This window comes from Comamonas sediminis (assembly GCF_041107495.1).
GTDB lineage: Bacteria > Pseudomonadota > Gammaproteobacteria > Burkholderiales > Burkholderiaceae_C > Comamonas > Comamonas sediminis.
Map to the genome: position 1 here is coordinate 717,660 of NZ_JBGBDC010000001.1, position 22,748 is coordinate 740,407.

Consider the following 22,748-nt stretch of genomic DNA (forward strand, 5'->3'; position numbering starts at 1 on the left):
GGGCGCGGAAAAACTGCAGGTCGGCCCGCGCTGGAATGGCTCAATCACCATGGTCCAGCTCCTGTTTGCGGGCGGCGCAGGCGATCTTGCCACGGCTGATGTACTGGTTGACCATGCTGATCGAGACGCCCATGCGTTCTGCAATCTGCTGGTTGGACAGCTCGTCGAACAGGTACATGCAAAAGGCCTCGCGGCAGCGCGGTGGCAAGGCCTCGATGGTGGCCAGGTAAGCCTGCACGGTTTGCGATGAGGCATAGGCTGCCTCGGGCTGCAGACGGTGGGGGCTGGCCGGTTGCTGGGTTTCATCGAGCGCGTCGATGTCCTCGTGCTGGCGCAGCTGGGCGCGCCGGTCCAGGTCGATCTTGGCATTCAAGGCCACCTGCTTGAGCAAGGCAGCCGGCTGGTCGATCACCTTGCCGGCGCGCTGCATGCCGAGCACGCGCGCATAGCTCTCCTGCGCCAAGTCGGCCGCAGTGTCGCGGTCTCTGACCTTGCGCAGGCAGAAGTTCAGCAGTTCTCGGTAATAGCGCTCAAGCACGAACGGGCAACGCCCCATGGAAAGCCAGGGTCTCCATCGGCGGTCCAGCTTTCGCGCCTCAGATGGGAATAACTCTCATTATCACCGATAAGCCCCTGCCCTCCTGGGCCGCAGACATAGAAAAAGGCATCCGAAGATGCCTTTTGCAGGGTGCAGTCTGGCTGCGGGCGATCAGTCTTCTTCGACGAAGGCTTCCTCGCGCTTCTTGCTCACCGCTGGCAGGCAGACCACCACCAGCAGGATGGCAGCTGCGATCAGCAGCCCGGCAGAGATCGGACGGGTGACGAACACTGACCAGTCACCCCGCGAGAGCAGCAGCGCACGGCGCAGGTTTTCTTCCATCATCGGGCCCAGGATGAAGCCCAGCAGCAACGGAGCAGGTTCGGTACCCAGCTTGTGGAACACATAGCCCACGAAACCGAAGATACCCACCATCCACACGTCCCAGCTGTTGTTGTTGGTACCGTACACACCGACAGCGCAGAACAGCACGATCGATGGGAACAACCAGCGGTAAGGCACGGTCAGCAGCTTGATCCAGACGCCGATCAGCGGCAGGTTCAGAATGATCAGCATCAGGTTGCCGATCCACATCGAGGCAATCAGACCCCAGAACAGTTCCGGGTTGCTGGTCATCACCTGGGGACCAGGCTGGATGTTGTGGATGGTCATCGCACCCACCATCAGTGCCATCACGGCGTTGGGTGGAATACCCAGGGTCAGCAGCGGAATGAACGAGGTCTGCGAGCCGGCGTTGTTGGCCGATTCAGGCGAGCACACGCCACGGATATTGCCTTGGCCGAAAGGAACTTCACCAGGACGCAGCTTGGTCTTCTTCTCGATCGTGTAGGCCGCAAAAGCCGACAGCATCGCACCGCCACCAGGCAGGATACCCAGGGCCGAACCCAGCGCCGTACCACGCAGCATGGCGGGGAACATCAGCTTGAAGTCTTCCTTGGTGGGCAACAGGCCGGTCACCTTGGCAGCGAACACTTCGCGCTCATCGTCAGGCTTGGACAGGTTGGCGATGATTTCACCGTAGCCGAACACACCCATGGCGATCACGACGAAGTCGATACCGTCGGTCAGCTCAGGAATGTCGAACGAGTAACGGGCCACGCCGGAGTTCACGTCGGTACCCACCAGGCCCAGCAGCAGACCCAGCACAATCATGCCCACCGCCTTGAGCAGCGAGCCCGAAGCCAGCACCACGGCGCCAATCAGGCCCAGGGTCATCAGCGAGAAGTACTCGGCAGGGCCGAACATGAAGGCCACTTCGGTCAGCGGAGGTGCGAACGCAGCCAGAATCACGGTGCCCACGCAGCCGGCAAAGAACGAGCCAATGCCCGCTGCCGCCAGTGCCGGACCGGCGCGTCCCTTGCGGGCCATCTGGTAGCCGTCGATCACGGTCACGACCGATGATGACTCCCCCGGGAGATTCACCAGAATCGCCGTGGTAGAGCCGCCGTACTGGGCGCCGTAGTAAATACCGGCCAGCATGATCAGCGCAGCCACGGGAGGCAGCGCGTAGGTGGCAGGCAGCAGCATGGCGATGGTGGCCACAGGGCCGATACCAGGCAACACGCCGATCAGGGTACCCAACAGACAGCCGACAAAGCAGTAAATCAGGTTTTGAAAGGTAAAGGCAACACCGAAACCGGTGGCCAGGTTGTCAAACAATTCCATGGTCCTGGCCCCTCTTAACCGGTAATAAAGCTAGGCCACACGGGGAACTGGAGATTCAGTGCCCACACGAAAGCGACGTAACTGCCAACGGCCAGGATGGTGGCCAGAATGAAGACCGACTTGGCACGGAACTCCGAACCCGCCATGCTGGCGATGAAGACCAGTGCGTAGATGGCGACGATCAGGCCCATGGCCGGGATGCCGATGCTGGGCACGCCCACGAGCAGGATGCCGAAGGAAAAGTTGGCCAGCAAGATGAAGAACACCTGCTTCCAGGCCCATTTGCCGATCGGGTCCCCATCTGCAGGGCCTGCCGTCAGGCCCTTGAAGGCCACGGCTGCACCGATCAGCGTCAGCAGGACGCCGAGAATCAACGGGAAGTACCCCGGACCCATGCGAGCACCTGTACCGATCGAGTAGTTCTGGGCGCCAACGGCGAACCCAATACCCACTGCCATGTACATGATGCCCGCCCAGAAGTCTTTCTGGCTTTTGAGCTTCATTACCTTTGTCTCCAAACAATTTTAGGGATGCAGCGCATTGTCAACGCTGACGGGCAGCTGACGCATGTGGATTCCACTTACGATTCCACACAGGAAAACCCCTATGGTGACAGTGGGCCCTGCAGCGCCGAAACCCAAGCTGGGCGCGGCTTGCAGCCCGGTGCCAGCCCTGTCACTGCTGAAGACTGGACAGGGTGATCCCTTAGTCTGGAGGCGCCTCGCCCGCGCCCTGGCGTTGGGGCAGCGGGCGGCGCAGCCGCTTTTTAGCGGTCGCCCATTTCGATGGGCGGCGTGTTGGCCATCACCTCTTCGATGGTGGTCAGGCCTTCGGACACGCGCAGCGCACCCGCCAGGCGCAGCGGGTGCATGCCGTCCTTCACTGCCTGGCGGCGCAGCACCGACATCGATGGCGAGGCGTGCACCTGGTCCTTGAGCGCCTCGGATACGGTGAGCAGTTCGTACAAGCCCATGCGCCCGCGAAAGCCGGTGTCACGGCACTCCTCGCAGCCCACCGGTTTGTAGGGGCGGTAGTCACGCTTGATCTTCCAGGGCTGGATGGCGCTGGTCAGGGCCTCGGTCGATGCCTCCTCATCGGGCTGCTTGCACTGCGGGCACAGGGTGCGCACCAGGCGCTGGGCCAGCACGCCCAGCAAGGTGGCATTGATCAGGTACGGCGGCACGCCCAGTTCCATCAAGCGGCTGATGGCGCTGGGCGCATCGTTGGTGTGCAGGGTCGAGAACACCAAGTGGCCGGTCAGCGCGGACTGCACCGCCATTTCGGCGGTTTCCAGATCGCGGATTTCGCCCACCATGATGATGTCCGGGTCCTGGCGCATCAGCGCGCGCAGGCCTTCGACAAAGCTGAAATCGAGCGCCGGCTGCACCTGGGTCTGGTTGAAGGCCGGCTCGATCATTTCGATCGGGTCCTCGACGGTGGAGACATTGACCTCTTCGGTGGCCAGGCGCTTCAACGTGGAGTACAAGGTGGTGGTCTTGCCCGAGCCGGTCGGGCCGGTGACCAGAATGATGCCGTGCGGACGCTCGACCAGTGTCTCCCAGCGCTGCGCATCGTGCGGGGTAAAGCCCAGCGCCGACAGGTCCTTGACGGTGTTTTCCGGGTCAAAGATACGCATCACCATCTTTTCGCCAAAGGCGGTGGGCAACGTGGACAGGCGCATTTCCACCTCGTCGCCCAAGGTGTTGCGGGTCTTGATGCGGCCGTCCTGCGGGCGGCGCTTTTCGACCACGTCGATGCGGCCGAGCAGCTTGACGCGCGAGACGATGGCGTTGTGCACCCCGAGCGGCATCTGGTAGACCTTGTGCAGCACCCCGTCAATGCGGAAACGGATCACCGACTGGTCGCGGCGCGGCTCCAGATGGATATCGCTGGCGCGCTGCGCAAACGCAAACTGCCACAGCCAGTCGACCAGGCGAATGATGCCCTGGTCGTTGGCATCGAACTGTTGGTTGCTGTTGCTGAGGTCGACCAGCTGCTCGAAGTTGCCGAGCGAACTGAGCGAGCCGCCCAGCTTGCTGGCGGCCTTGACCGATTTGGCCAGTGCAAAGAATTCGCTGCGGTAGCGGTCGATGTCCTTGGGGTTGGCCAGCACCCGGCGCACCTTGCGCCGCGCCTGGCGCTCGACCTCGCCGACCCACTCGTCAATCCAGGGCTCCTTGACCGCAATCACCACCTCGTGCGGCGTCACCTGCACCGGAAGAATGCCGTGGCGCTGCGCATACGGCGCACCCATGGTTTCGGCCACCTTGGCGGCATCGACCTTGAGCGGGTCGATCTTGTAATACGGCAGGCCACAGTGCTTGGCGACGAACTCGGTGAGCAGCTCCACATCGAGCGCCTTGCCGTCTTGCAGTCGTGGCACGACCACGCTGGCCAGGCGCACGATCGGGTGCTGGCTGCTGGCCGCATGGCTGCAACGGTCAATGGTCGCCTGGGCCAGCTCGGGGCTGATCCAGCCATCGGTCTGCAACCAGTGGATGACCTGGGTGAGTTCCAGCGGACGCTGCATCAGCGCGGGCAGGCCGCTGCGCGCAGTGGGCACCGATGCCGGCGCGGGTGCGCCAGGCGTGGCGGGCACCGAGGCCGGGCCACTGGACCTGGATGGCGCAGGACCGTCTTCGACATGGCCGGGCACAAAGACCGCCGAGCGCCGGATCGGTGCCGCAGCGCCGGGCATGCCGCTGCCACCCGCACTGCTGGATGAACGGCTCCGGGTGGCGGTATCGCCGGGCGAGGCATCGCCCCGGCTCTGGTGGTGTTTGCTGGGCTGGTCAGGCGCTGCCATGGTCGATTCCCTCTGTCTTTTTATCTTCTGGCTTTATACCTGATCGCTCCCTGGATGCCAGGTAAAGTCAGTCCAAGGTCGGCTGCACTGGTTTAAAAACCTTTAACCATTTGAGCGCCGGCAAGCCGGTCTGCTGCTGCACCAGGTCGGCACGCTGGCTGAGCAGCTCGCGGCTGGGGCGGCTGGCGCTGCGCTGGGCCAGCACGACGGTATTGCCCTCCTTGGTCGCCGCAAAGCGCCAGACGGCCTCAGGCCCAAAGGCCTCCTGGATATGGGCAAGGCTGCGGGCAAAGCTGTTGGTGCGGCCAAACAGGTTGACGGTCATGCAGCCGTCCTCGGTCAGCAGGTTGCGGCAGTGGTGGTAGAAGTCAGGGCTGTCCAGCACCGGCGCAGCGGCCTCATGGTCGTACAGATCGACCTGCAGCGCATCGACGGTCTGCAGGTACTGGGATTTCTGAATCTCCACACCCGCGTCACCCAGCACAACCTGCAGCTTGTCGCTGTCAGCCGGCAGTTTGAACCACTGGCGGCAGACCGTGATAACCTGGGGATTGAGCTCGATCGCGGTGGTGCTGGCCATGCCCAGCTTCTGCGCACAGAACTTGGTGGCAGCGGCAGCGCCCAGACCCAGTTGCATCGCGCGGCGCTCGGGCACCGTGGCCCAGTCCATCAGCAGCAGCCAGGCCATCATGCGCTGCACATATTCCAGGTCGATGTCGAACGGCTTCTTGATGCGCATCGAGCCTTGCACCCATGGCGTGCCCAGGTGCAGGTAGCGGGTGCCGTCAAAGTCGGAGATCGTGACTTCAGGCAGCGGCTGCGCCAGCTGCGAAGATTTTTTTCTAGTCTTCATGCGGGGATTATCTGCCGTTGACCGCTGGGGTTCTGTGCATTTGCCTGTTGCAGCCAGTGGCGCGCGGATTCAGCGCAGCGCGCCGCCGCGTTGCCTGGGTGATTGATAGTTTTTTAATATTAAAAATAGTCATTGATAGCTATCTGTAGCATGCAGACCACGCAGAGAAGCTGGATCGGGGATGCCTGGCTTTAGACTGCGCGATTGATTTTTCTGGAGCCTCCATGTCTCATGCCATCAAACAACGTCTGTTGTCATCCTTCATCATGTCCTTGCTGCTTTCGGGGCTGATGAGCGCCTGGGTCACCTGGCTGAACCTCGGGCTGGTCGGGGATTTCTTCTCCCGCTGGCTGCATGCCTATCTGCTGGCCTGGCCTGCCGCATTCACCATTGTGGTGCTGCTGGCCCCTGCGGTGCAAAGCCTGTCCTGGCGCATGCTCGGCGGCAGCCCCGGCGCCCCCCGCGCTGCCCAGGCGGGCATACCAGCGGCAGAGGCTCAGGCCAGCAATCCGCTCTGACGCATCACATCGCGCCAGCCAGCGAGCTTGCGCTCAAAGCTCCATGACGCATTGGCCGGGCTGCTGGAGGGCAGCCGGTAGCTGGGCAGGCCCAGCACGGCCTGCACCCGGGCCGCATGGCGAAAGCTCTCGCCGCCGTTGTGTGCAGCGGCCACCAGTTGCGGACACTGCTTTTTGAGCGCCCCAAAATCATTGAGCTGGGCATTGCGGATGCTGGTGTCCAGGCTGCCTTCGCGCTCGCAGGCGGCATAGACGTCCCACAGGCCCAGACCGCGCTCCAGCAGCCAGGCGCAGCGCCCGGCATAGGTGCCGGGCTGCGGATGCTCGGGCCACAAGGCCGCCAGCAGCGGCCACATGTGGTTGCGCGGATGGGCATAGTACTGCTGCAGCTGCAGTGATTGCACACCCGGAAAACTGCCCAGTATCAATACCTTGGTGTCCGGGCCCACGACGGGGGCGAGCCCGCACAGCAGCGCATCAGCCATATTGCGGCTCCTTTTTTCCATGCGACAGCAAAGGCTGCAGACGGGGCAGCACCCGGGCGGCATTGGCACTGGTGATCCGTTGCCAGTCTGTCGCGGTCAAGGCCTCATCGGCAGGGGCCTGGGCCCGCAGCGCCACCATCACCTGCGCTATGCGCGGAATCTCGGCCGGCTGGTTGCGGCCCTGGGCCTGGCCGGCGGCGCGCTGCTCGGCCGTGGTGTAGAGCCAGTGCGGCGGAATATCGGGGGCATCGGTTTCGACGACGAGGGCCTCCATCGGCAGCTGCTGCAGCAGGCGGCGCAGATGCAGCGCGCGGTCATAGGTGACGGCACCGCCAAAGCCCAGTGCAAAACCGCGCTCGACAAACTGCTGCGCCTGCTGCAGGCTGCCGTTGAAGGCGTGCGCTATGCCGCCCTGGACCGGCCTGCGGCGCAGGGCACGCAGCAACTGGTCCGACGAGCGGCGCACATGCAGGATGACGGGCAGGTCAAAGCGCCGCGCCAGCTGCAGCTGCTGCTCGTAAAACCAGGTCTGCCGTTCGGCATCCAGCCCGGACACGAAAAAATCCAGGCCGATCTCGCCGATCGCGACCAGACGCGGGTCATCGCGGCAGTCTTCGAGCATGGTGGCCAGGGCCTCGATGTCGCCTTCGGCAGCACGTCCGGTGTAGAGCGGATGGATGCCCAGCGCATAGCTGTCGCCCCAGCGGTGGGCGAGGTCACGCACGGTGGCCCAGTTGCTGCGCTCCACGGCAGGAATCACGCAGTGCGCCACGCCGGCCGCCTGCGCAGCGGCGCGCAGTGCATCGCGGTCTGCGTCGAACTCCGGCGCGTCCCAGTGGCAGTGGGTGTCAATCCAGAAGGGCATGCGGCTTCAGCGCGCCTTTACCGCTCAAACTGCCCGTTCACCATGCGCACCGCGCGGTCGCAGCGCTGGGCCAGCTCACCATCATGGGTGACCATGACGAAGGCCGTGCCCCGGTCGCGCGCCAGTTGCAGCATCAGCGCAAACACGGTGTCGGCGGTGGCGCGGTCCAGGTTGCCGGTGGGCTCGTCGGCCAGCACGCAGGCGGGCTGGGTGACCAGCGCGCGCGCAATGGCCACCCGCTGGCGCTCGCCACCCGAGAGCTCGGCGGGGCGGTGCAGCACGCGGTCCTTCAGGCCCACCGAGGCCAGCACCTCCCGGGCACGCTCGGTGCATTCGGCATAAGGCATGCGGCGGATGCGCAGCGGCATGGCCACATTGTCCAGCGCGCTGAACTCGGGCAGCAGATGGTGGAACTGGTAGATGAAGCCCAGGTGCTGGTTGCGCAGCTCGCCCTGGCGCGCGGCACTGAGCGTATCGAGCCGCTGGCCCAGGAGGCTGACGGTGCCGCTGCTGGGCGCATCCAGCCCGCCGAGCAGATGCAGCAACGTGGATTTGCCCGAGCCCGAGGCGCCAACGATGGCCAGGGTTTCGCCTGCCCGCACCTGCAGGTCGATGCCATGGAGCACCTGCACATCGAGCAGGCCTTCGGAAAAGCGCTTGGTCAGGCCCGAGGCCTCCAGGACGATGGACGAATCATTCATAACGCAGCGCCTCGGCGGGGTTCACGCGGCTGGCGCGCCAGCTGGGATACAGGGTGGCCACAAAGGCCAGGATCAGGGAAATGATGGTGATCGGCACGATGTCGCTGCGCTGGGGCTCGCTGGGCATCTGGCTGATCAGGTAGATATCCTTGGGCAGGAAGCTGGTGTGCAGCGCGCGCTCGATGGCCGGCACGATCACATCGATATTGCAGGCCACCAGCAGGCCCAGAGCCAGACCGGCCAGGGTGCCGATCACGCCCACCAGCGCGCCCTGCACCACGAACACGCCCATGATGCTGCGCGGGCTGGCGCCCAGGGTGCGCAGGATCGCGATGTCGGCGCGCTTGTCGGTCACCGTCATCACCAAGGTGGTCACCAGGTTGAAAGCCGCCACCGCGACGATCAGGGTCAGGATGATGAACATCATGCGTTTTTCCACCTGGACGGCGGCAAACCAGGTCTTGTTCTGCTGCGTCCAGTCGCGGATCAGCAAGTGGCCGCTCAGGCTGTGGGCCAGCTGCTGGGTCACCTCAGGGGCCTGGTGCAGGTCCTTGAGCTTCAGACGCACGCCGGTCGGGCCTTCGAGGCGGAACAGGCGCTCGGCATCCTCATGGTGCATCAGCACCAGGGTGGAGTCGTATTCGTAGTGGCCGGAGTTGAAGGTGCCCACCACCTGCATCTGCTTGAGGCGGGGCACGGTGCCGGCCGGGGTGACCTGGCCGCTGGGCACGATCAAGGTGACCTGGTCGCCCTGGCCCACACCCAGAATGCGCGCCAGCTCGGAGCCCAGCACGACGTTGAAGCTGCCCGGTGTGAGTGCCTGCAGACTGCTTTGGTCGATGCCGGTGGTCATGTCGGTGACCTCGGGCTCCAGCGCCGGGTCAATGCCGCGCAGCAAGGCGCCGCGCATGTCTTCGCCCCGGGCGACCAGCGCCTGGGCCGAGACAAAAGGCGCCGCGCCAATCACATGGGGGTTGGCCTTGGCCTCGGCAATGGTGCGGGCCGGATCGGGCAAGGCATCGCCGCCGGGCGTGAAGATCTCGATATGCGAGACCACGCTGAGCATGCGGTCGCGCACCTCCTTTTGAAAGCCGTTCATCACCGACAGCACGATGATCAGCGCCGCCACCCCCAACGCAATGCCCAGCATGGACACGCCCGAGATGAACGAAATAAACCCATTGCGCCGGGTTGCCCGGCCCGCACGGGTGTAGCGCCAGCCCAGCGCCAATTCATAGGGAATCTGCATAAATCGTTCTAAAAATATATTCGGTGCCTGGTCACCGCCCATACAGCGCCATAAACCACTGCACCGCAAACCGCATTGTGGCATCGCCGACAATAGACCCATGTCGGAAAACCAGCATTTGATCATCTCCTACGCAGCCACGGACGAGCCGGGCTGCCAGCAAGCCCTGCAGACCCTGGCGCTGCCGCAGCTGCAACGCCTGCTCAAGCAATGGTCTGCGCGCACCACCGACAGCGGCGCGCTGGAAGATTTTGCCCCGCCGCATGAACGGGCCCTGGCCCAGGCGCTGGGCCTGCCCCGCCAGGCGACACCGTGGGCAGCCCTGCATCAGCTGCAAAACGGCCAGGCGCCGGGCGGTGACGCCTGGGCCTTTCTCACTCCCTGCCACTGGCAGATCTCACCCGACCAGGTGCGCATGAGCGCGCTGTCGGCCGCGCAGATGAGCGATGAGGAATCGCGCAGCCTGCTGGCGATCATGGCGCCCTGGTTTACCGAAGACGGGATCGAACTGGTCTACGACCGGCCCGACCGCTGGCTGGCGCGCGGCCCGGTCTTTGCGCAGCTCGACACCGCGGCGCTGGACCGCGTTGCACTGCGCGATGTGCGCCCCTGGCTGCCCAACAAGGCGCAAGCCGCCGCGTTGCAGCGCCTGCAGACCGAAATGCAGATGCTGCTCTACACCCATGCTTTCAGCGATGCCCGCGAGGCCAGCGGCCGCGCGCCCATCAATTCGTTCTGGGTGCATGGCGCGGGTGCCCTGCCTGCCGGCTACCAGCTCCCAGCGGACCGCCCCGTGCTGAACACCACGCTGCGCGACAGCGCGCTGGAGGGCGACTGGGCCCGCTGGAAGCAACACTGGCAGCAGCTGGACGCCACGCTCGCAACGGCCGGCCTGGCCAAGCTGACGCTGTGCGGCGAAAAAAATGCCATCACCCTGGAGCCGCAGGCCCGGGGCTGGTTATCGACCATCAAGCAATGGCTGGGCAATCCCCAGCCAGCTGCGCTTCTGAGTTCCTTATGAAAATTCTGGCGAGAGATATTCCCCCGCGTACCGTCTGGGCGCTGGAGCAGGCGGGTGTGCACCCGCTGCTGGCCCGGCTGTTTGCGGCGCGGGGCGTGCAGGCTGCGGACGAGCTCGACGACGGCCTGGGGCAGTTGCTGCCGCCTGCAGGCTTGCTGGGCACGCGCGAAGCGGCCCTGCTGCTGGCCGATGCCATTGGCCAGCAGCTGCGCATCTGCGTGGTCGCCGACTACGACTGCGACGGCGCCACCGCTTGCGCCGTGGCCTTGCGCGGCCTGCGCATGCTGGGCGCCCGGCAGGTCAGCTACCTGGTGCCCGATCGTGTCGTCGATGGTTATGGCCTGACCCCGGCGATTGCCGAGCGCGTACACCAGCAAGGCGCGCAGGTGCTGGTCACCGTGGACAACGGCATCGCCAGCGTGGACGGTGTGGCGCGCGCCAAGGCGCTGGGGATGACGGTGATCGTCACCGACCACCACCTGCCTGCGGCCACCTTGCCGGCGGCCGATGCCATCGTCAACCCCAACCAGCCCGGCTGCGGCTTTGCCAGCAAGGCGATGGCCGGTGTCGGTGTGATGTTCTATGTGCTGATGGCGCTGCGTGCCGAGCTGCGCGAGCGCGGTGCCTTTGCCGACATGGCCCAGCCGCGCCTGGACAGCCTGCTGCCGCTGGTGGCGCTGGGCACGGTCGCCGATGTGGTCAAGCTCGATGCCAACAACCGCCGGCTCGTGGCCCAGGGCCTGCGCCGCATCCGCGCCGGCCATATGCCGCCCGGTTTGGGTGCGCTGTTTGCAGCGGCCAGCCGGCGTGCGGCCACTGCCAGTACCTTTGACTTCGGCTTTGCGCTAGGCCCCCGCATCAATGCAGCCGGCCGTCTGGCGGACATGACCATCGGCATCGAATGCCTGCTGACCGACGACACCTTGCTGGCCGACACCTTGGCACGCCAGCTCGATGCCATCAACCGCGAGCGCCGTGACATCGAGACGGGCATGCGCGAACACGCGATGCTGCTGGCCGAGGCCCTGTTTGAAGAAGGCACCGAGCCGCCACCGGCCGTCAGCGTGTTTGACCCGGATTTCCACGAGGGCGTGGTCGGCATTGTCGCCTCGCGCATCAAGGACAAGCTGCACCGCCCGACCTTTGTGTTTGCTGCCAGCAGCGCACCGGGCCATGAGCATGAGCTGAAAGGCTCGGGCCGTTCGATACCCGGTTTCCATCTGCGTGATGCGCTGGACCTGGTGGCCAAGCGCCACCCGGGCGTTCTCATCAAGTTCGGTGGCCATGCGATGGCAGCGGGCTGCACGATTGCGCTGGACGATTTTGAGGTGTTTGAGCAAGCGCTGGCCCAGGTCGCGCAGGAATGGCTGGATGAGCGCACGCTCACGCGCCAGCTGGAGACCGACGGTCCGCTGCCCGTACAGTTCCGCCATGCCGAGACCGTGGACACGCTCAACAGCCAGGTCTGGGGCCAGGGCTTTGCGCCACCGACCTTCAGCGAAGAGCTGGAGATCGTCAGCCAGCGCCTGGTCGGCGAAAAGCATTTGTCGCTGAAGCTGCGCCACCATGGCGAGATGGTGGACGGCATCTGGTTTGGCCACACCGAGCCCTTGCCGGCCAAGGTGCTGCTGGCCTACCGGCTGGACATCAACGAATGGCAGGGCCAGCGCAAGCTGCAGTTCCTGGTCGAAGGCGCGCAGTTGCCCGGTGGAGCAGGGTCCAGCGCTTGAGGGACCACAAGACTTTACGAAAAGTTAAGGAAATAGCGGGAAAACGGATGCGCCTGGGCACCGCAATTTTCTAAAATATGCGCCAGGGGCTCTTTGCAAAACGCCCTGCCGTGGTCTGAACGCGGGGCCGGGCAATCCGCGCGCATCCCCTTGGGCGAGGATTTTGCAGAGGATTTCCAGAGGAGCCGGGGCCGAAATCTCCTTTCTGCCCAGGCGTCCTGGCCACCGCTGGCGGATGGCGCTGGCAGGCTTGCCCGGGCCCAACGGCCCCGGCGCCGGCGCTTTCAGACGCCTGTGGTTTTGATCGTTAATTTAATATCAGTCACAAGCTAGATATTCTCCAAATAGCTGTGATGCACCTGAACATTCCATGAGCAATATTTCCGTGGCCGTGCTGGGCGCCGGCATGGTGGGCGTGGCCAGCGCGTTGGCGCTACAGAAAAAGGGCTTCCGCGTGACCTTGCTGGACCGGTTGGCCCCTGGTGAAGAGACCTCGTACGGCAACGCGGGGGTGATCGCGCGCAGTTCGCTGATGCCCTTCAACAACCCCAGCCTCTGGGCCAATCTGCCGGTGCTGCTGAAGAACCAGAGCGCCGGCTTTCGCTACCAGGCCCGGTTTCTGCTGCAGAACCTGGGCTGGGCCGCGCGGTTTGTCGCCCGGGCCCGCACCCCGGTGTTTGAGGAGACCACGACGGCGCTGGACAGCCTCATCCGCCTGTCGATGAACGAGCATGCGCAGTTGCTGCGCGCCAGTGGCGCGGCCCACCGCATGCGCGACAACGGCTGGATGTTTCTCTACCGCCAGTCTGGCGCCTTTGCCGGTGGCGCGCTGGCGCGCGAACGCATGGCCCACTTCGGCGTCGCCACCGAGGTGCTGGAGCGCGACCATATCCGCCAGCTGGAGCCGGCACTCAACCCCATCTTCGAGCGCGCGCTGTGGATCAAGGACACCTGGTCGGTGGACAGCCCCGGCGATGTCGTCAAGGCCTATGCCGAGCTGTTCCGCAAGCAAGGCGGCCAGTATGCGCAGGCCCGCATCAAGACCGTGGAGCCACTGGCCGGCAGCCGCTGGCGCATCCGTGCCGACGGCGCGCAGGATGGCCTGGAGGCCGACCGTGTGGTGGTGGCGCTGGGCCCCTGGAGCCGCCAGTTCATGGCCACCTTGGGCGTGAAGGTGCCGATGGCCTATGAGCGCGGCTACCACATGCACTTTGCGCCACCCGCTTCCTGCAATATCTCGCGCCCGGTCTACGATACCGCCGGCGCCTATGTGCTCAGCCCGATGGAGCAAGGCCTGCGCCTGACCAGTGGCGTGGAGCTGACCGATATCGACGCGCCCGCCAACCCGGTGCAGCTGGGCCTGGCCGAGGCGGCGGCACGCGAGGCGATAGACATGGGCCAGGCGCTGGAGCCCGCACCCTGGATGGGCAGCCGACCCACCCTGCCGGACAGCCGCCCCATCATTGGCGCGATGCCGGGCCAGCGCAATCTCTGGCTGGCCTTTGGCCACCAGCACATCGGCTTCAGCACCGGGCCGGGCACCGGCGCGATTCTGGCAGCGCTGATGCGCGGCGACGATGCACCCGTGGATGCGCGGCCATTCCGCGCCGAGCGTTTCCTCAAGGGTTGAATCAAAGGCTGACGCCCTCTTGCGCCCACCCCCGGGTCGCATGGCCGGGCTTGTCAGGCGTGATGGGGATCAGGCTGGCAGTGCGGCCCAGCGCTGCGCCAGCAGGCTCACGACATCGTGCACCGGCAGGCCCGTCGCACGTGCCACCGCATCGCGGTAAACGGGCATGTTGGTGCACTCCAGCACGATCGATTGCAGCTGCGGATGGGCCTGGCGCAGCGCAACGGCGGCAGCGACCACATCGCGCTCGGCCTGGGCGATGTCCATCTCCCGCTCATTGCCGAGGATGCGCGTGGCAAATTCTCCGTCCGGCGCCACGCCTTGCACGGGGGTGCCTTCAGGCACGCCGGCGGCGGCCAGAATGCGCGGCGTCAGGCTGGCCGCGGCGATGGTGACGATGCCAGGCTGCGGCAACTGTGCGCACTGCAGCAGGCTGGAGCTGACCACCGGTACATCAACACTGCTGGCCAGCAGCTCCTGGTAGGCGGCCAGAAAGCCGCAGCTGGTGGTGATCAACGCGGCGCCCTGCGCCTGCATCGCACGAGCGGCATCCACAAAGGGCTGCACAAAACGGGGATCGGCCTCGCGCACGATCTTGGCCGGCGACGCGCCTTGCACCTTGTGCATCCGCACGGGGATGCCCAGCGTTGCCCAGGTCTGCAGATTGCCGATGTCGCCGGGCGGGCGCGGAAACTGGGTGTCCAGCATCAGGATGCCGATAAACGGCGGGGACGCATCGGCAGCAGTAACAGCAGCGTTGGGCGGCATCGCAGAGACTCAGTCGAGCAAGGGCAGCGCAGGCAGCGCGCCACGGCGGTCGATCTTGCGGCTCAGCACCACCGAGGTGTAGGTCTGGCGAATGCCTTCGATCAGGCCGATGCGGTCCAGCAAGGCATCGAGCTTCTCGTTGGAGTCGCAGCGCAGAAAGATCATGTAGTCATGCTGGCCGGAGACGGCCGAGACCTCTTCGACCTCGGGAATGCTTTCGAGCACCTGCATCACGGCCTGCGCAGTCTTGGGCATCACGCTGATACCGCAGTAGGCGCGCACGGCCGACTGCTCCAGCTTGGAGCCCAGGCGCACACCGTAGCCGGCGATGACGCCTTCCTTCTCCAGCCGCGCAATGCGGGCCACGACGGTGGTGCGCGCCAGGTTGAGCTTGCGCGCCAGCTTGGCCGTGGACTCGCGGGCGTCGGCCTGCAACAGCGCCAGCAGCTTGCGGTCAATATCGTCGAGTCGAAAATCCATGGTTGTCCTCCCTGCTGTTTATACGGCGTGGCCGATGATGCGGCCCAGAAAGCTGCGTGTGGCCTCGTGCTGCGGGTTGTCGATCACCTGCGATGGTGGGCCCTCCTCGACCACCACGCCGTCGCGCATGAAGACGACCTTGTCGGCCACCTCGCGGGCAAAGGCGATCTCGTGGGTCACCAGGATCATCGTCATGCCGTCGCGCGCCAGCGACTGGATGACCTGCAGCACCTCGCCGACCAGCTCGGGGTCCAGCGCAGAGGTCGCCTCGTCAAACAGCATCACACTGGGCTGCATGGCCAGCGCGCGGGCGATGGCCACGCGCTGCTTCTGGCCGCCCGAGAGCTGGTCGGGCATCATCTGCGCACGCTCGGCCAGGCCCACCTTCTGCAGCAGGGCCGTGGCGCGGGCCTCGGCCTCGGCCTTGCCAATGCGCAGCACGGTGATCGGGCCTTCCATGACGTTTTGCAGCACCGTCATGTGCGGGAACAGGTTGAAATGCTGGAACACCATGCCGGTGCGCGCGCGAAAGCCTGCCAGCACCTTGTCCTTGGGCAGCTGGGTCTGCTTGCCGCTGAAGGCCAGCGACTGCGCATCGACGCGGATATCTCCACCATCGGGCACGGTCAGCAGGTTGATGCAGCGCAGCAGGGTGGACTTGCCCGAGCCCGAAGGCCCGATCAGCGCCACCACCTGGCCCCGGTTCACATCAAGGCAGATGTCCTTCAGAACATCGAGCTTGCCAAAGGACTTCTTGAGGCCACGAATACAAATGAGCGGTTGGTCTTGCATCTCAGGCCTCCTTGGTGGCCGATGTGCCATGCTCCAGGCGCTTGGCCCACAAGGTCACAGGGAAAAGAATCACGAAATAGGTGATGGCGATGAAGGTGTAGACCTCCAGCGGGCGGTAGGTGTCATGCGCGATGACCTGGCCCTGGTAGAGCAGATCGGGCACGGCCAGCACCATCAGCAACGAGGTGTTCTTGAGCTGCAGGATCGACTGGTTGACCAGTGGCGGAATCATCTTGCGGAATGCCTGGGGCAGGATCACGCGGCGCATCACCTGCCCGCGCGTCATGCCAATGGCCTGGCCCGCTTCGGTCTGGCCGATATCGGTGGAGATGATGCCGCCCCGGATGATTTCCGAATAGAAGGCACCGCCGTACAAGGACAGGCACAGCGCCGCCGCGACAGGTGCGCTCATCTCGATGCCGGTGAGCACCGGCAGCGCGTAGTAGAACCACACCAGCTGCACCAGCACCGGTGTGCAGCGGAAGACCTCGACAAAGGCGCGCAGCGGCGCGGTCACGATCTTGTTGCTGGACAGGCGTCCCAGGCCCGCGACCAGGCCGACCGCGAGGCCGCCCAGGATACAGATCACCGTGAACAGCAATGTGTAGCCCACACCGCCGACCAGCAGCATGCGGTACTTCCACAGGAAGCTAAAGTCCCACTCGTACATAAATCAATCTACCTTTAACGCATACACCCCGGAGGCAGCACGCGGCTGCATCCGGGGTGTTTCACATGGGATAAGAGCGTGTTTACGATCCAGGCGCCCATGTGGACCCACCATCAGAACTTGACTTCCTTGGGGAAGGAATCGGCCTTTACGCCGGCGAGCTTTTCCATGTTCTTGAGCACCACGGACTGGATCTCGCCCTTGGCGCGGGCCTCATCCAGCCAGGCATTGACGGCGTTCTCGAAGTCCTTGTTGGGCTCCTTGCGCAGACCTACATTGGTGTTCGCGGTCTCGACCGGGGTCGGCACATAGACCGTGCCCACGTCCGGGCGCTTGGCCACCAGCGGCTGCGACAGCAGCACCACCAGCACCTGGCAGTCGGAGCGGCCGGTCTGCACCGACATCGTGGCTGCGCCCGAGCTTTCCAGGCGCGAGATATTGGCCTTGGGCAGTGCGCGGGTGGCAAACTGGTCCTGGTTGGAGCCGATATCGACCACCACCTTGGCATTGGGCGTATTCAGCTGTTCCCAGGTCTGCACCGGCGCGTGGCCTTTTTTGCAGACGGCCGTGAAGGTGTTGTTGAGCAAGGGCTTGGAGAAGTTCACCACTTCCATGCGCTGGGGGGTGGGCGCCATCGCGAACATCAGGTCGATCTTGTTGGCCTGCAGGTCCAGCACGGCATTGCCCCAGGTGGTCTCGACGAATTTCACGTTCACGCCGAGCTTCTTGGCGAGGCTCTCGCCAAAATCGGGGCCAAAGCCTTCCCACTTCTGCGTGACCAGGTCCTTGTTGAAATAGGGAATGGCACCGGCGACGGTGCCCACGCGCAGTTCCTTGGTGCGCTTGACGCGGTCCATCGTCGACTCAGCGCCTTGCGCCAGTGCCGCACCGGTCACCGATACCCCTGCGACCACCAAGGCGGCTGCACCCATCAACTTTTTGACAGAAAACATCTACGTATCCTCTAGACGCAGCGAAAACGGGCTGCGCGACCGTGAAAAACCGACAGTGTATTCCTGTTAAAAACCCTAGTAAAAAACGCAAAACGTCGAGATGCACTGTTATTTTCGTCAAATCGGCGAAACAATGACAATTTAAGGGTTAATACTGACATTTCAGAGACAGTACGCCCGGCAGCGGCGGGATAGCCCGGATGCTGCGCCGGGTCTGACACGCTGCGCACACCACGCGGCCTACAATGAAAGCAGGTATTGCCGCGCTGCTGCGCTGTGAATTGCCTGCCCCCCCCTTACCACTAGCCAAATTCATGCCAGACATGCTGAACGCCGATCTGCACTGCCACTCCACGTTTTCCGATGGCACCCTGAGCCCGGAAGCGCTGGCCCAGCGTGCCCGCGAGCGGGGGGTGCAGCTGTGGGCGCTGACCGACCATGACGAAGTCAGCGGTCTGGACCGGGCGAGTGCTGCGGCCGCGCAGCAGGGCCTGGCATTTCTGAGCGGTGTGGAGGTGTCAGTGAGCTTTGGCGAAACCACCGTGCATATCGTCGGCCTGGGTTTTGACTGGCACCACGCCGGCCTGCGCGCAGGTCTGGCCCGCACGCGGGGCGGCCGCGAGCAGCGCGCCCGCGAGATGGCCGCCGGCCTGGAGAAGGTCGGTATCGGCGGCGCCTATGAAGGTGCGCTGCGCTATGTGGGCAACCCGGATTTGATCTCGCGCACGCATTTTGCCCGCTTTCTGGTCGAAACCCGGGTCTGCCGCGATCCGGCGGAGGTGTTCCGCCATTATCTGGTCGAGGGCAAGCCCGGCTTTGTGCCCCACCGCTGGGCGCGGCTTCAGGATGCCGTGCAGTGGATCGTGCAAGCGGGCGGGCTGGCCGTCATCGCCCACCCTGCGCGCTACCACCTCAATGGCGGGGAAGAGCATGCGCTGTTCTCCTCGTTCAAGGACTATGGCGGCCAAGGGGTGGAAGTGGTCACCGGCAGCCACTTTCCGCACGAGTACGCCATCTACGCAGACCTGGCCAACAGCTTTGGCCTGTATGCGTCACGGGGCTGCGATTTCCACAGCCCGGGCGAATCGGGTACCGATTTTGGTGCCCTGCCCCCGCTGCCCAGCGGCGTCCCACCTGTGTGGCAGGCGTTGGAGGGGCGCATCCTGCACCCGGGCGCGCCGCAGCACACCGCTGTTCATTGAGCCTGCCCCAACCGCCACACCCACGATAACCAGCGCACCACCAACACATCCATGGCCCAATACTTCGAGGTTCACCCCGACAATCCCCAACCCCGCCTGCTCAAGCAGGCCGCCGCCATGCTCAAGGACGGCGGCATCCTGGCAGTGCCCACCGACTCCAGCTACGCCTTTGTCTGCGCGCTGGACAACAAGCAAGTGGTAGACCGGCTGCGCCGCATCCGCCAGATCGATGACAAACGTATGCTCACGTTGCTGTGCTGCGATCTGTCCCAGCTGTCGAGCTATGCGATGGTGGACAACCACCAGTTCCGCATGCTCAAGCTGGGCACGCCCGGGCCGTTCACCTTTATTCTGGCCGCCACCAAAGAGGTGCCCCGCCGCATCAGCCACCCTTCGCGCAAGACCATCGGTCTGCGCGTGCCCGACAACAAGGGCCTGTTGATGCTGCTGGAGCTGCATGGGGAGCCGCTGCTGTCCACCACCTTGATTCCGCCGGGCGAGACCGAGCCGCTGAACGACCCCGAAGAAATCCGCGAGCGCTTTGAATCGCAGATCGAACTGGTGGTCAATGCGGGGCCCTGCCCGCTGGAGCCGACGACGATCGTCGACCTGACGCCGATGGGCACCGGGGGTGCGCCCGTGGTGGTGCGCGAAGGCCGCGGGCCCCTGGCGCAACTGGGTCTGTAAGCGGGCCGCCACACACGGCTGGCGTACTGGGGCGGGCCCTGCTGAGGCGGCCTGCGCAAACGTTTGCCACGGCCATTGCCATCGCTGCGCAGAGGCCACCGGCAAATCTGATAGGCTCGCCACTGCCTGGTGCGCTGTGGCGCGCCCTTTCCCACTTTACTGATGACCCGCCTTCTCCGTGAATGCTGACCTGATACAAACCGTTCTGATCTATGCACTGCCGGTGCTGTTCTCCATCACCGTGCACGAGGCAGCGCATGGCTATGCTGCGCGCCATTTCGGGGACAACACGGCGGCCATGCTGGGCCGCCTGACGCTGAACCCGCTCAAGCACATCGACCCCATCGGCACCATCCTGATGCCGCTGATGCTGTATTTCATGACCTCGGGCGCCTTTGTGTTTGGCTACGCCAAACCCGTGCCCGTGGCCTTTGGCAACCTGCGCAACCCCAAACGCGACATGATCTGGGTGGCGCTGGCCGGCCCTGCGACCAATTTTGTGCAGGCCCTGCTCTGGGCTGTGGTCTACGGCATTCTGGTCGCCTCTGGCGTCGATGAGCGCTTCTTCCTGAAGATGGCGCAGGCCGGTGTGCTGGTGAACCTGGTGATGTGGGCTTTCAACCTGTTTCCACTGCCTCCGCTGGATGGCGGGCGTGTGCTGGTGGGGCTGCTGCCCTACAAGCAGGCGGTGGCCGTCTCCAAGATTGAACCTTATGGATTTTTCATCGTCATGGGCCTTGTCATCGCAGGGGTCGTCAGCACCTTCTGGATGCGCCCCCTGATGAGCCTGGGCTACGCCGTTGTCAGCGTGGTGCTGATGCCCTTCAGCTGACCGCCTGCACCGCCCGCCCTGCGCCGCAACGCATATTGATGGATCGTTATGACTAAGACACGTTATCTCACGGGTATTACCCCCTCTGGAACGCCCCACCTGGGCAACTACGCCGGCATGATGCGCCCGGCCATCGCCGCCAGCCGTGCCGGCGATGTCGAGAACTTCTATTTCCTCGCCGACTACCACGCGCTGATCAAGTGCCAGGATCCCGAGCGCGTCAACCGCTCGACCTTGGAAATCGCAGCGAGCTGGCTGGCCGCTGGCCTGAACCCCGAGCACGTGACCTTCTACCGCCAGTCGGATATCCCGGAGATTCCCGAGCTGACCTGGTTTCTGACCTGCGTGACCGGCAAGGGCGTGCTCAACCGCGCCCATGCCTACAAGGCCGCGCAGGACAAGAATGCCGAATCCGGCAAGGAAGGCGATGACGGCGTCACCGCAGGCCTTTTCATGTACCCGGTGCTGATGGGCGCAGACATTCTGGTGTTCAACGCGAACAAGGTGCCGGTGGGCCGTGACCAGATCCAGCATATCGAGATGGCCCGTGACATGGCCTCGAGCTTCAACCACCTGTATGGCGAGCATTTCGTGCTGCCCGAGGCAGCAGTGGACGACCATGTGGCGACCCTGGCCGGCCTCGATGGCCGCAAGATGAGCAAGAGCTACGACAACACGATTCCGCTGTTCTCCACGCAGGCCCAGCTCAAGAAGTTGATCGGCAGCATCGTGACCGACTCGCGCGCCCCCGGCGAGCCCAAGGAAGTGGAAGGCTCGGCTCTGTTTCAGATGTACCAGGCGTTTGCCACCCCCGAGGAAACAGCGGCCTTGCGCCAGGCCTATGCAGACGGCATTGCCTGGGGAGATGCGAAGGCCTTGCTGTTCGAATGCATTGACCGTGAGCTCGCTCCGTTGCGTGAGCGCTACAACTACCTGATGGACCACCCTCAGGAAGTGGAGGCCATTTTGCGCCAAGGTGCAGAAAAAGCACGAACATATTCAGGCCCTTTACTACATAAGTTACGTGCCGCTGTTGGCCTGCGGCCACTGACCGCGGCCAGCCATGCCGATACGCCGAAGGCGGCAACCCGGCAGGCGGGCGCTGCATTCAAGCAGTACCGCGACAAGGACGGCAAGTTCTACTTCAAGCTGGTGCGGGCCGATGGCGCCGTGCTGCTGCAGAGCCTGGGATTCGATGCGCCCAGGGACGCGGGCGCGATGATTGCACAATTGCAGGCGCAGCCACAGAGCCTCCCCGAGGCCATGGACAACCTGCAATTGGGTGACAGCTGCTCCCTGTCGGATGTGCAGTTGGCGCTCAAAGAGATAGCCGAGAGTTAAGAGACTGCCTATACTGCATTTGCAACTAATTGTTGAAGCTGTCACCGCCGTGGCAACTTACCCGTTTAACGCAGTGTGGAGCGAGTGATTCAATTTGCTTTTATTATTGAGCCATCGAATAAAAGCAAGCTATTGAGCTTTGTGGGAGTGAGCTGTTATGAGAATTGTGGCACTGGATGATGATCTGGTGGTGTTGGATATGCTCTCCAAGACCATGGAGGCGGAGGGCCACGCCTGTACGACCCATTCCTCTGGCGCCTCGCTGATCAAGGACATGCGCCGCGAAACCTATGACCTGCTGATCCTGGACTGGCAATTGCCGGACACCACGGGACCGCAGGTCGTGCGCTGGATACGGGAGAACGTCAACCAGGAGTTGCCGGTGCTCTTCATCACCAGCCGCCATGGTGAGGCGGACATCGTCGAGGGACTGGAGGCTGGAGCGGACGATTTCATGATCAAACCGCTGCGGGTGGCCGAGCTGGTCGCGCGCGTGCGTGCGCTGCTGCGCCGCGCCTACCCTGCGGCCACCAAGGGTACGCTGGAGTTTGGCCGCTACAAGTTCCTGTCCGATTCGCGGGCCTTGGAAGTGGACGGCAAGCTGGTGGAGTTGAAGAACCGCGAGTACGATCTGGCGCTGTTCCTGTTTCAGAACATGGGGCGCCTGCTGTCGCGTGACCATTTGCGCGAAATCATCTGGGGCCAGAATTCCGATGTCATCTCGCGCTCGCTCGATACCCATGTATCGCGGCTGCGCACCTTGCTGGATCTGCGTCCGGAGAACGGGTTCATCATCACCGCAGTGTATGGAGTGGGCTATCGGTTTGAGGCCGTCAAACCGCTGTCCGAGACGCAGCCCGACTGAATGTCTGCAGGGAAATGCAGCGCGTCATACGGCCAACACGCCACACGTGTTGGCCGTATTTACGCTGATGCATCCC

Annotated in this window: 23 protein-coding genes; 9 read left to right on the forward strand and 14 right to left on the reverse strand. The window is 64.2% G+C overall.

What is annotated here, in order from left to right:
* Positions 1–40: 40 nt before the first annotated feature.
* The 5 genes from AB7A72_RS03165 to AB7A72_RS03185 all read right to left on the reverse strand — a co-directional run bounded on the left by AB7A72_RS03165 (position 41) and on the right by AB7A72_RS03185 (position 5,883).
* Positions 41–556, reverse strand: coding sequence for a sigma-70 family RNA polymerase sigma factor (locus tag AB7A72_RS03165; RefSeq protein WP_369458981.1), 516 nt, complete (start codon positions 554–556; stop codon positions 41–43).
* Positions 557–709: 153 nt separating this feature from the next.
* Positions 710–2,224 carry a tripartite tricarboxylate transporter permease gene (locus AB7A72_RS03170; protein WP_239811102.1) on the reverse strand — a complete coding sequence of 505 codons (1,515 nt, stop codon included), beginning with the start codon at positions 2,222–2,224 and terminating at the stop codon, positions 710–712.
* Positions 2,225–2,238: 14 nt separating this feature from the next.
* Positions 2,239–2,727, reverse strand: a complete 489-nt coding sequence (locus AB7A72_RS03175; protein WP_312529039.1) for a tripartite tricarboxylate transporter TctB family protein — start codon at positions 2,725–2,727, stop codon at positions 2,239–2,241.
* A gap of 263 nt (positions 2,728–2,990) precedes the next feature.
* Complete coding sequence (locus AB7A72_RS03180) at positions 2,991–4,754, reverse strand: GspE/PulE family protein (protein WP_312451777.1); 1,764 nt, start codon at positions 4,752–4,754, stop codon at positions 2,991–2,993.
* Between the two features lie 343 nt (positions 4,755–5,097).
* Positions 5,098–5,883 (reverse strand): spermine/spermidine synthase domain-containing protein, encoded by a 786-nt coding sequence (locus AB7A72_RS03185; RefSeq protein ID WP_369458982.1) that lies wholly within the window; start codon positions 5,881–5,883, stop codon positions 5,098–5,100.
* A gap of 224 nt (positions 5,884–6,107) precedes the next feature.
* Here AB7A72_RS03185 and AB7A72_RS03190 point away from each other — a divergent pair, with 224 nt between their 5' ends.
* Entirely contained in the window at positions 6,108–6,401 is a 294-nt protein-coding gene (locus AB7A72_RS03190; protein WP_369458983.1) for a DUF2798 domain-containing protein, read from the forward strand.
* Here the strand turns inward: AB7A72_RS03190 and AB7A72_RS03195 are convergent.
* The 4 genes from AB7A72_RS03195 to AB7A72_RS03210 are packed head-to-tail and all read right to left on the reverse strand — an operon-like array spanning position 6,380 to position 9,701.
* Positions 6,380–6,886: a DNA-deoxyinosine glycosylase gene (locus tag AB7A72_RS03195; RefSeq protein ID WP_312410401.1), complete on the reverse strand. Its 507-nt coding sequence runs from the start codon at positions 6,884–6,886 to the stop codon at positions 6,380–6,382. The genes AB7A72_RS03190 and AB7A72_RS03195 overlap by 22 nt on opposite strands.
* Positions 6,879–7,751 carry a TatD family hydrolase gene (locus tag AB7A72_RS03200; protein ID WP_369458984.1) on the reverse strand — a complete coding sequence of 291 codons (873 nt, stop codon included), beginning with the start codon at positions 7,749–7,751 and terminating at the stop codon, positions 6,879–6,881. Before AB7A72_RS03200 ends, AB7A72_RS03195 begins: the two co-directional genes overlap by 8 nt.
* Positions 7,752–7,768: 17 nt before the next feature.
* A complete protein-coding gene (gene lolD / locus AB7A72_RS03205; RefSeq protein WP_239811096.1) occupies positions 7,769–8,452 on the reverse strand; it encodes a lipoprotein-releasing ABC transporter ATP-binding protein LolD in 684 nt (227 codons plus the stop codon).
* Positions 8,445–9,701, reverse strand: coding sequence for a lipoprotein-releasing ABC transporter permease subunit (locus tag AB7A72_RS03210; protein WP_312410407.1), 1,257 nt, complete (start codon positions 9,699–9,701; stop codon positions 8,445–8,447). Before AB7A72_RS03210 ends, lolD begins: the two co-directional genes overlap by 8 nt.
* A 100-nt stretch (positions 9,702–9,801) precedes the next feature.
* On the opposite strand from AB7A72_RS03210, the gene AB7A72_RS03215 reads away from it, so the two are divergent.
* From AB7A72_RS03215 to AB7A72_RS03225, 3 genes are all read left to right on the forward strand, one after another.
* Complete coding sequence (locus tag AB7A72_RS03215; protein WP_239811094.1) at positions 9,802–10,722, forward strand: phosphoglycerate mutase; 921 nt, start codon at positions 9,802–9,804, stop codon at positions 10,720–10,722.
* Positions 10,719–12,452 (forward strand): single-stranded-DNA-specific exonuclease RecJ, encoded by a 1,734-nt coding sequence (gene recJ / locus AB7A72_RS03220; protein ID WP_312451605.1) that lies wholly within the window; start codon positions 10,719–10,721, stop codon positions 12,450–12,452. The genes AB7A72_RS03215 and recJ overlap by 4 nt, the downstream gene beginning before the upstream one ends.
* 370 nt (positions 12,453–12,822) lie before the next feature.
* Positions 12,823–14,082 carry an NAD(P)/FAD-dependent oxidoreductase gene (locus AB7A72_RS03225; RefSeq protein WP_239811092.1) on the forward strand — a complete coding sequence of 420 codons (1,260 nt, stop codon included), beginning with the start codon at positions 12,823–12,825 and terminating at the stop codon, positions 14,080–14,082.
* A gap of 69 nt (positions 14,083–14,151) precedes the next feature.
* Here AB7A72_RS03225 and AB7A72_RS03230 read toward each other — a convergent pair whose 3' ends face one another.
* The 5 genes from AB7A72_RS03230 to AB7A72_RS03250 form a co-directional block, all read right to left on the reverse strand.
* Complete coding sequence (locus tag AB7A72_RS03230) at positions 14,152–14,850, reverse strand: aspartate/glutamate racemase family protein (protein ID WP_239811091.1); 699 nt, start codon at positions 14,848–14,850, stop codon at positions 14,152–14,154.
* A gap of 9 nt (positions 14,851–14,859) precedes the next feature.
* A complete protein-coding gene (locus AB7A72_RS03235; RefSeq protein ID WP_021026316.1) occupies positions 14,860–15,330 on the reverse strand; it encodes an Lrp/AsnC family transcriptional regulator in 471 nt (156 codons plus the stop codon).
* 18 nt (positions 15,331–15,348) lie between these two features.
* Positions 15,349–16,122: an amino acid ABC transporter ATP-binding protein gene (locus AB7A72_RS03240; RefSeq protein ID WP_239811090.1), complete on the reverse strand. Its 774-nt coding sequence runs from the start codon at positions 16,120–16,122 to the stop codon at positions 15,349–15,351.
* 1 nt (position 16,123) lies between these two features.
* Positions 16,124–16,792 (reverse strand): amino acid ABC transporter permease, encoded by a 669-nt coding sequence (locus AB7A72_RS03245; protein WP_230772003.1) that lies wholly within the window; start codon positions 16,790–16,792, stop codon positions 16,124–16,126.
* Positions 16,793–16,905: 113 nt separating this feature from the next.
* Entirely contained in the window at positions 16,906–17,745 is an 840-nt protein-coding gene (locus tag AB7A72_RS03250) for a transporter substrate-binding domain-containing protein (RefSeq protein ID WP_239811089.1), read from the reverse strand.
* A gap of 314 nt (positions 17,746–18,059) precedes the next feature.
* Here AB7A72_RS03250 and AB7A72_RS03255 point away from each other — a divergent pair, with 314 nt between their 5' ends.
* The 5 genes from AB7A72_RS03255 (at position 18,060) to AB7A72_RS03275 (ending at position 22,672) form a co-directional block, all read left to right on the forward strand.
* Positions 18,060–18,947 carry a 3',5'-nucleoside bisphosphate phosphatase gene (locus AB7A72_RS03255; RefSeq protein ID WP_312451612.1) on the forward strand — a complete coding sequence of 296 codons (888 nt, stop codon included), beginning with the start codon at positions 18,060–18,062 and terminating at the stop codon, positions 18,945–18,947.
* A 51-nt stretch (positions 18,948–18,998) separates the two neighbouring features.
* Positions 18,999–19,634 (forward strand): L-threonylcarbamoyladenylate synthase, encoded by a 636-nt coding sequence (locus AB7A72_RS03260; RefSeq protein ID WP_239811087.1) that lies wholly within the window; start codon positions 18,999–19,001, stop codon positions 19,632–19,634.
* 178 nt (positions 19,635–19,812) lie between these two features.
* A complete protein-coding gene (locus tag AB7A72_RS03265) occupies positions 19,813–20,466 on the forward strand; it encodes a site-2 protease family protein (protein WP_239811086.1) in 654 nt (217 codons plus the stop codon).
* A gap of 48 nt (positions 20,467–20,514) precedes the next feature.
* Positions 20,515–21,807 (forward strand): tryptophan--tRNA ligase, encoded by a 1,293-nt coding sequence (locus tag AB7A72_RS03270; protein ID WP_369458985.1) that lies wholly within the window; start codon positions 20,515–20,517, stop codon positions 21,805–21,807.
* Between the two features lie 157 nt (positions 21,808–21,964).
* On the forward strand, positions 21,965–22,672 hold the full coding sequence (locus AB7A72_RS03275; protein ID WP_239811084.1) for a response regulator transcription factor: 708 nt from the start codon (positions 21,965–21,967) through the stop codon (positions 22,670–22,672).
* Positions 22,673–22,748 lie beyond the last annotated feature (76 nt).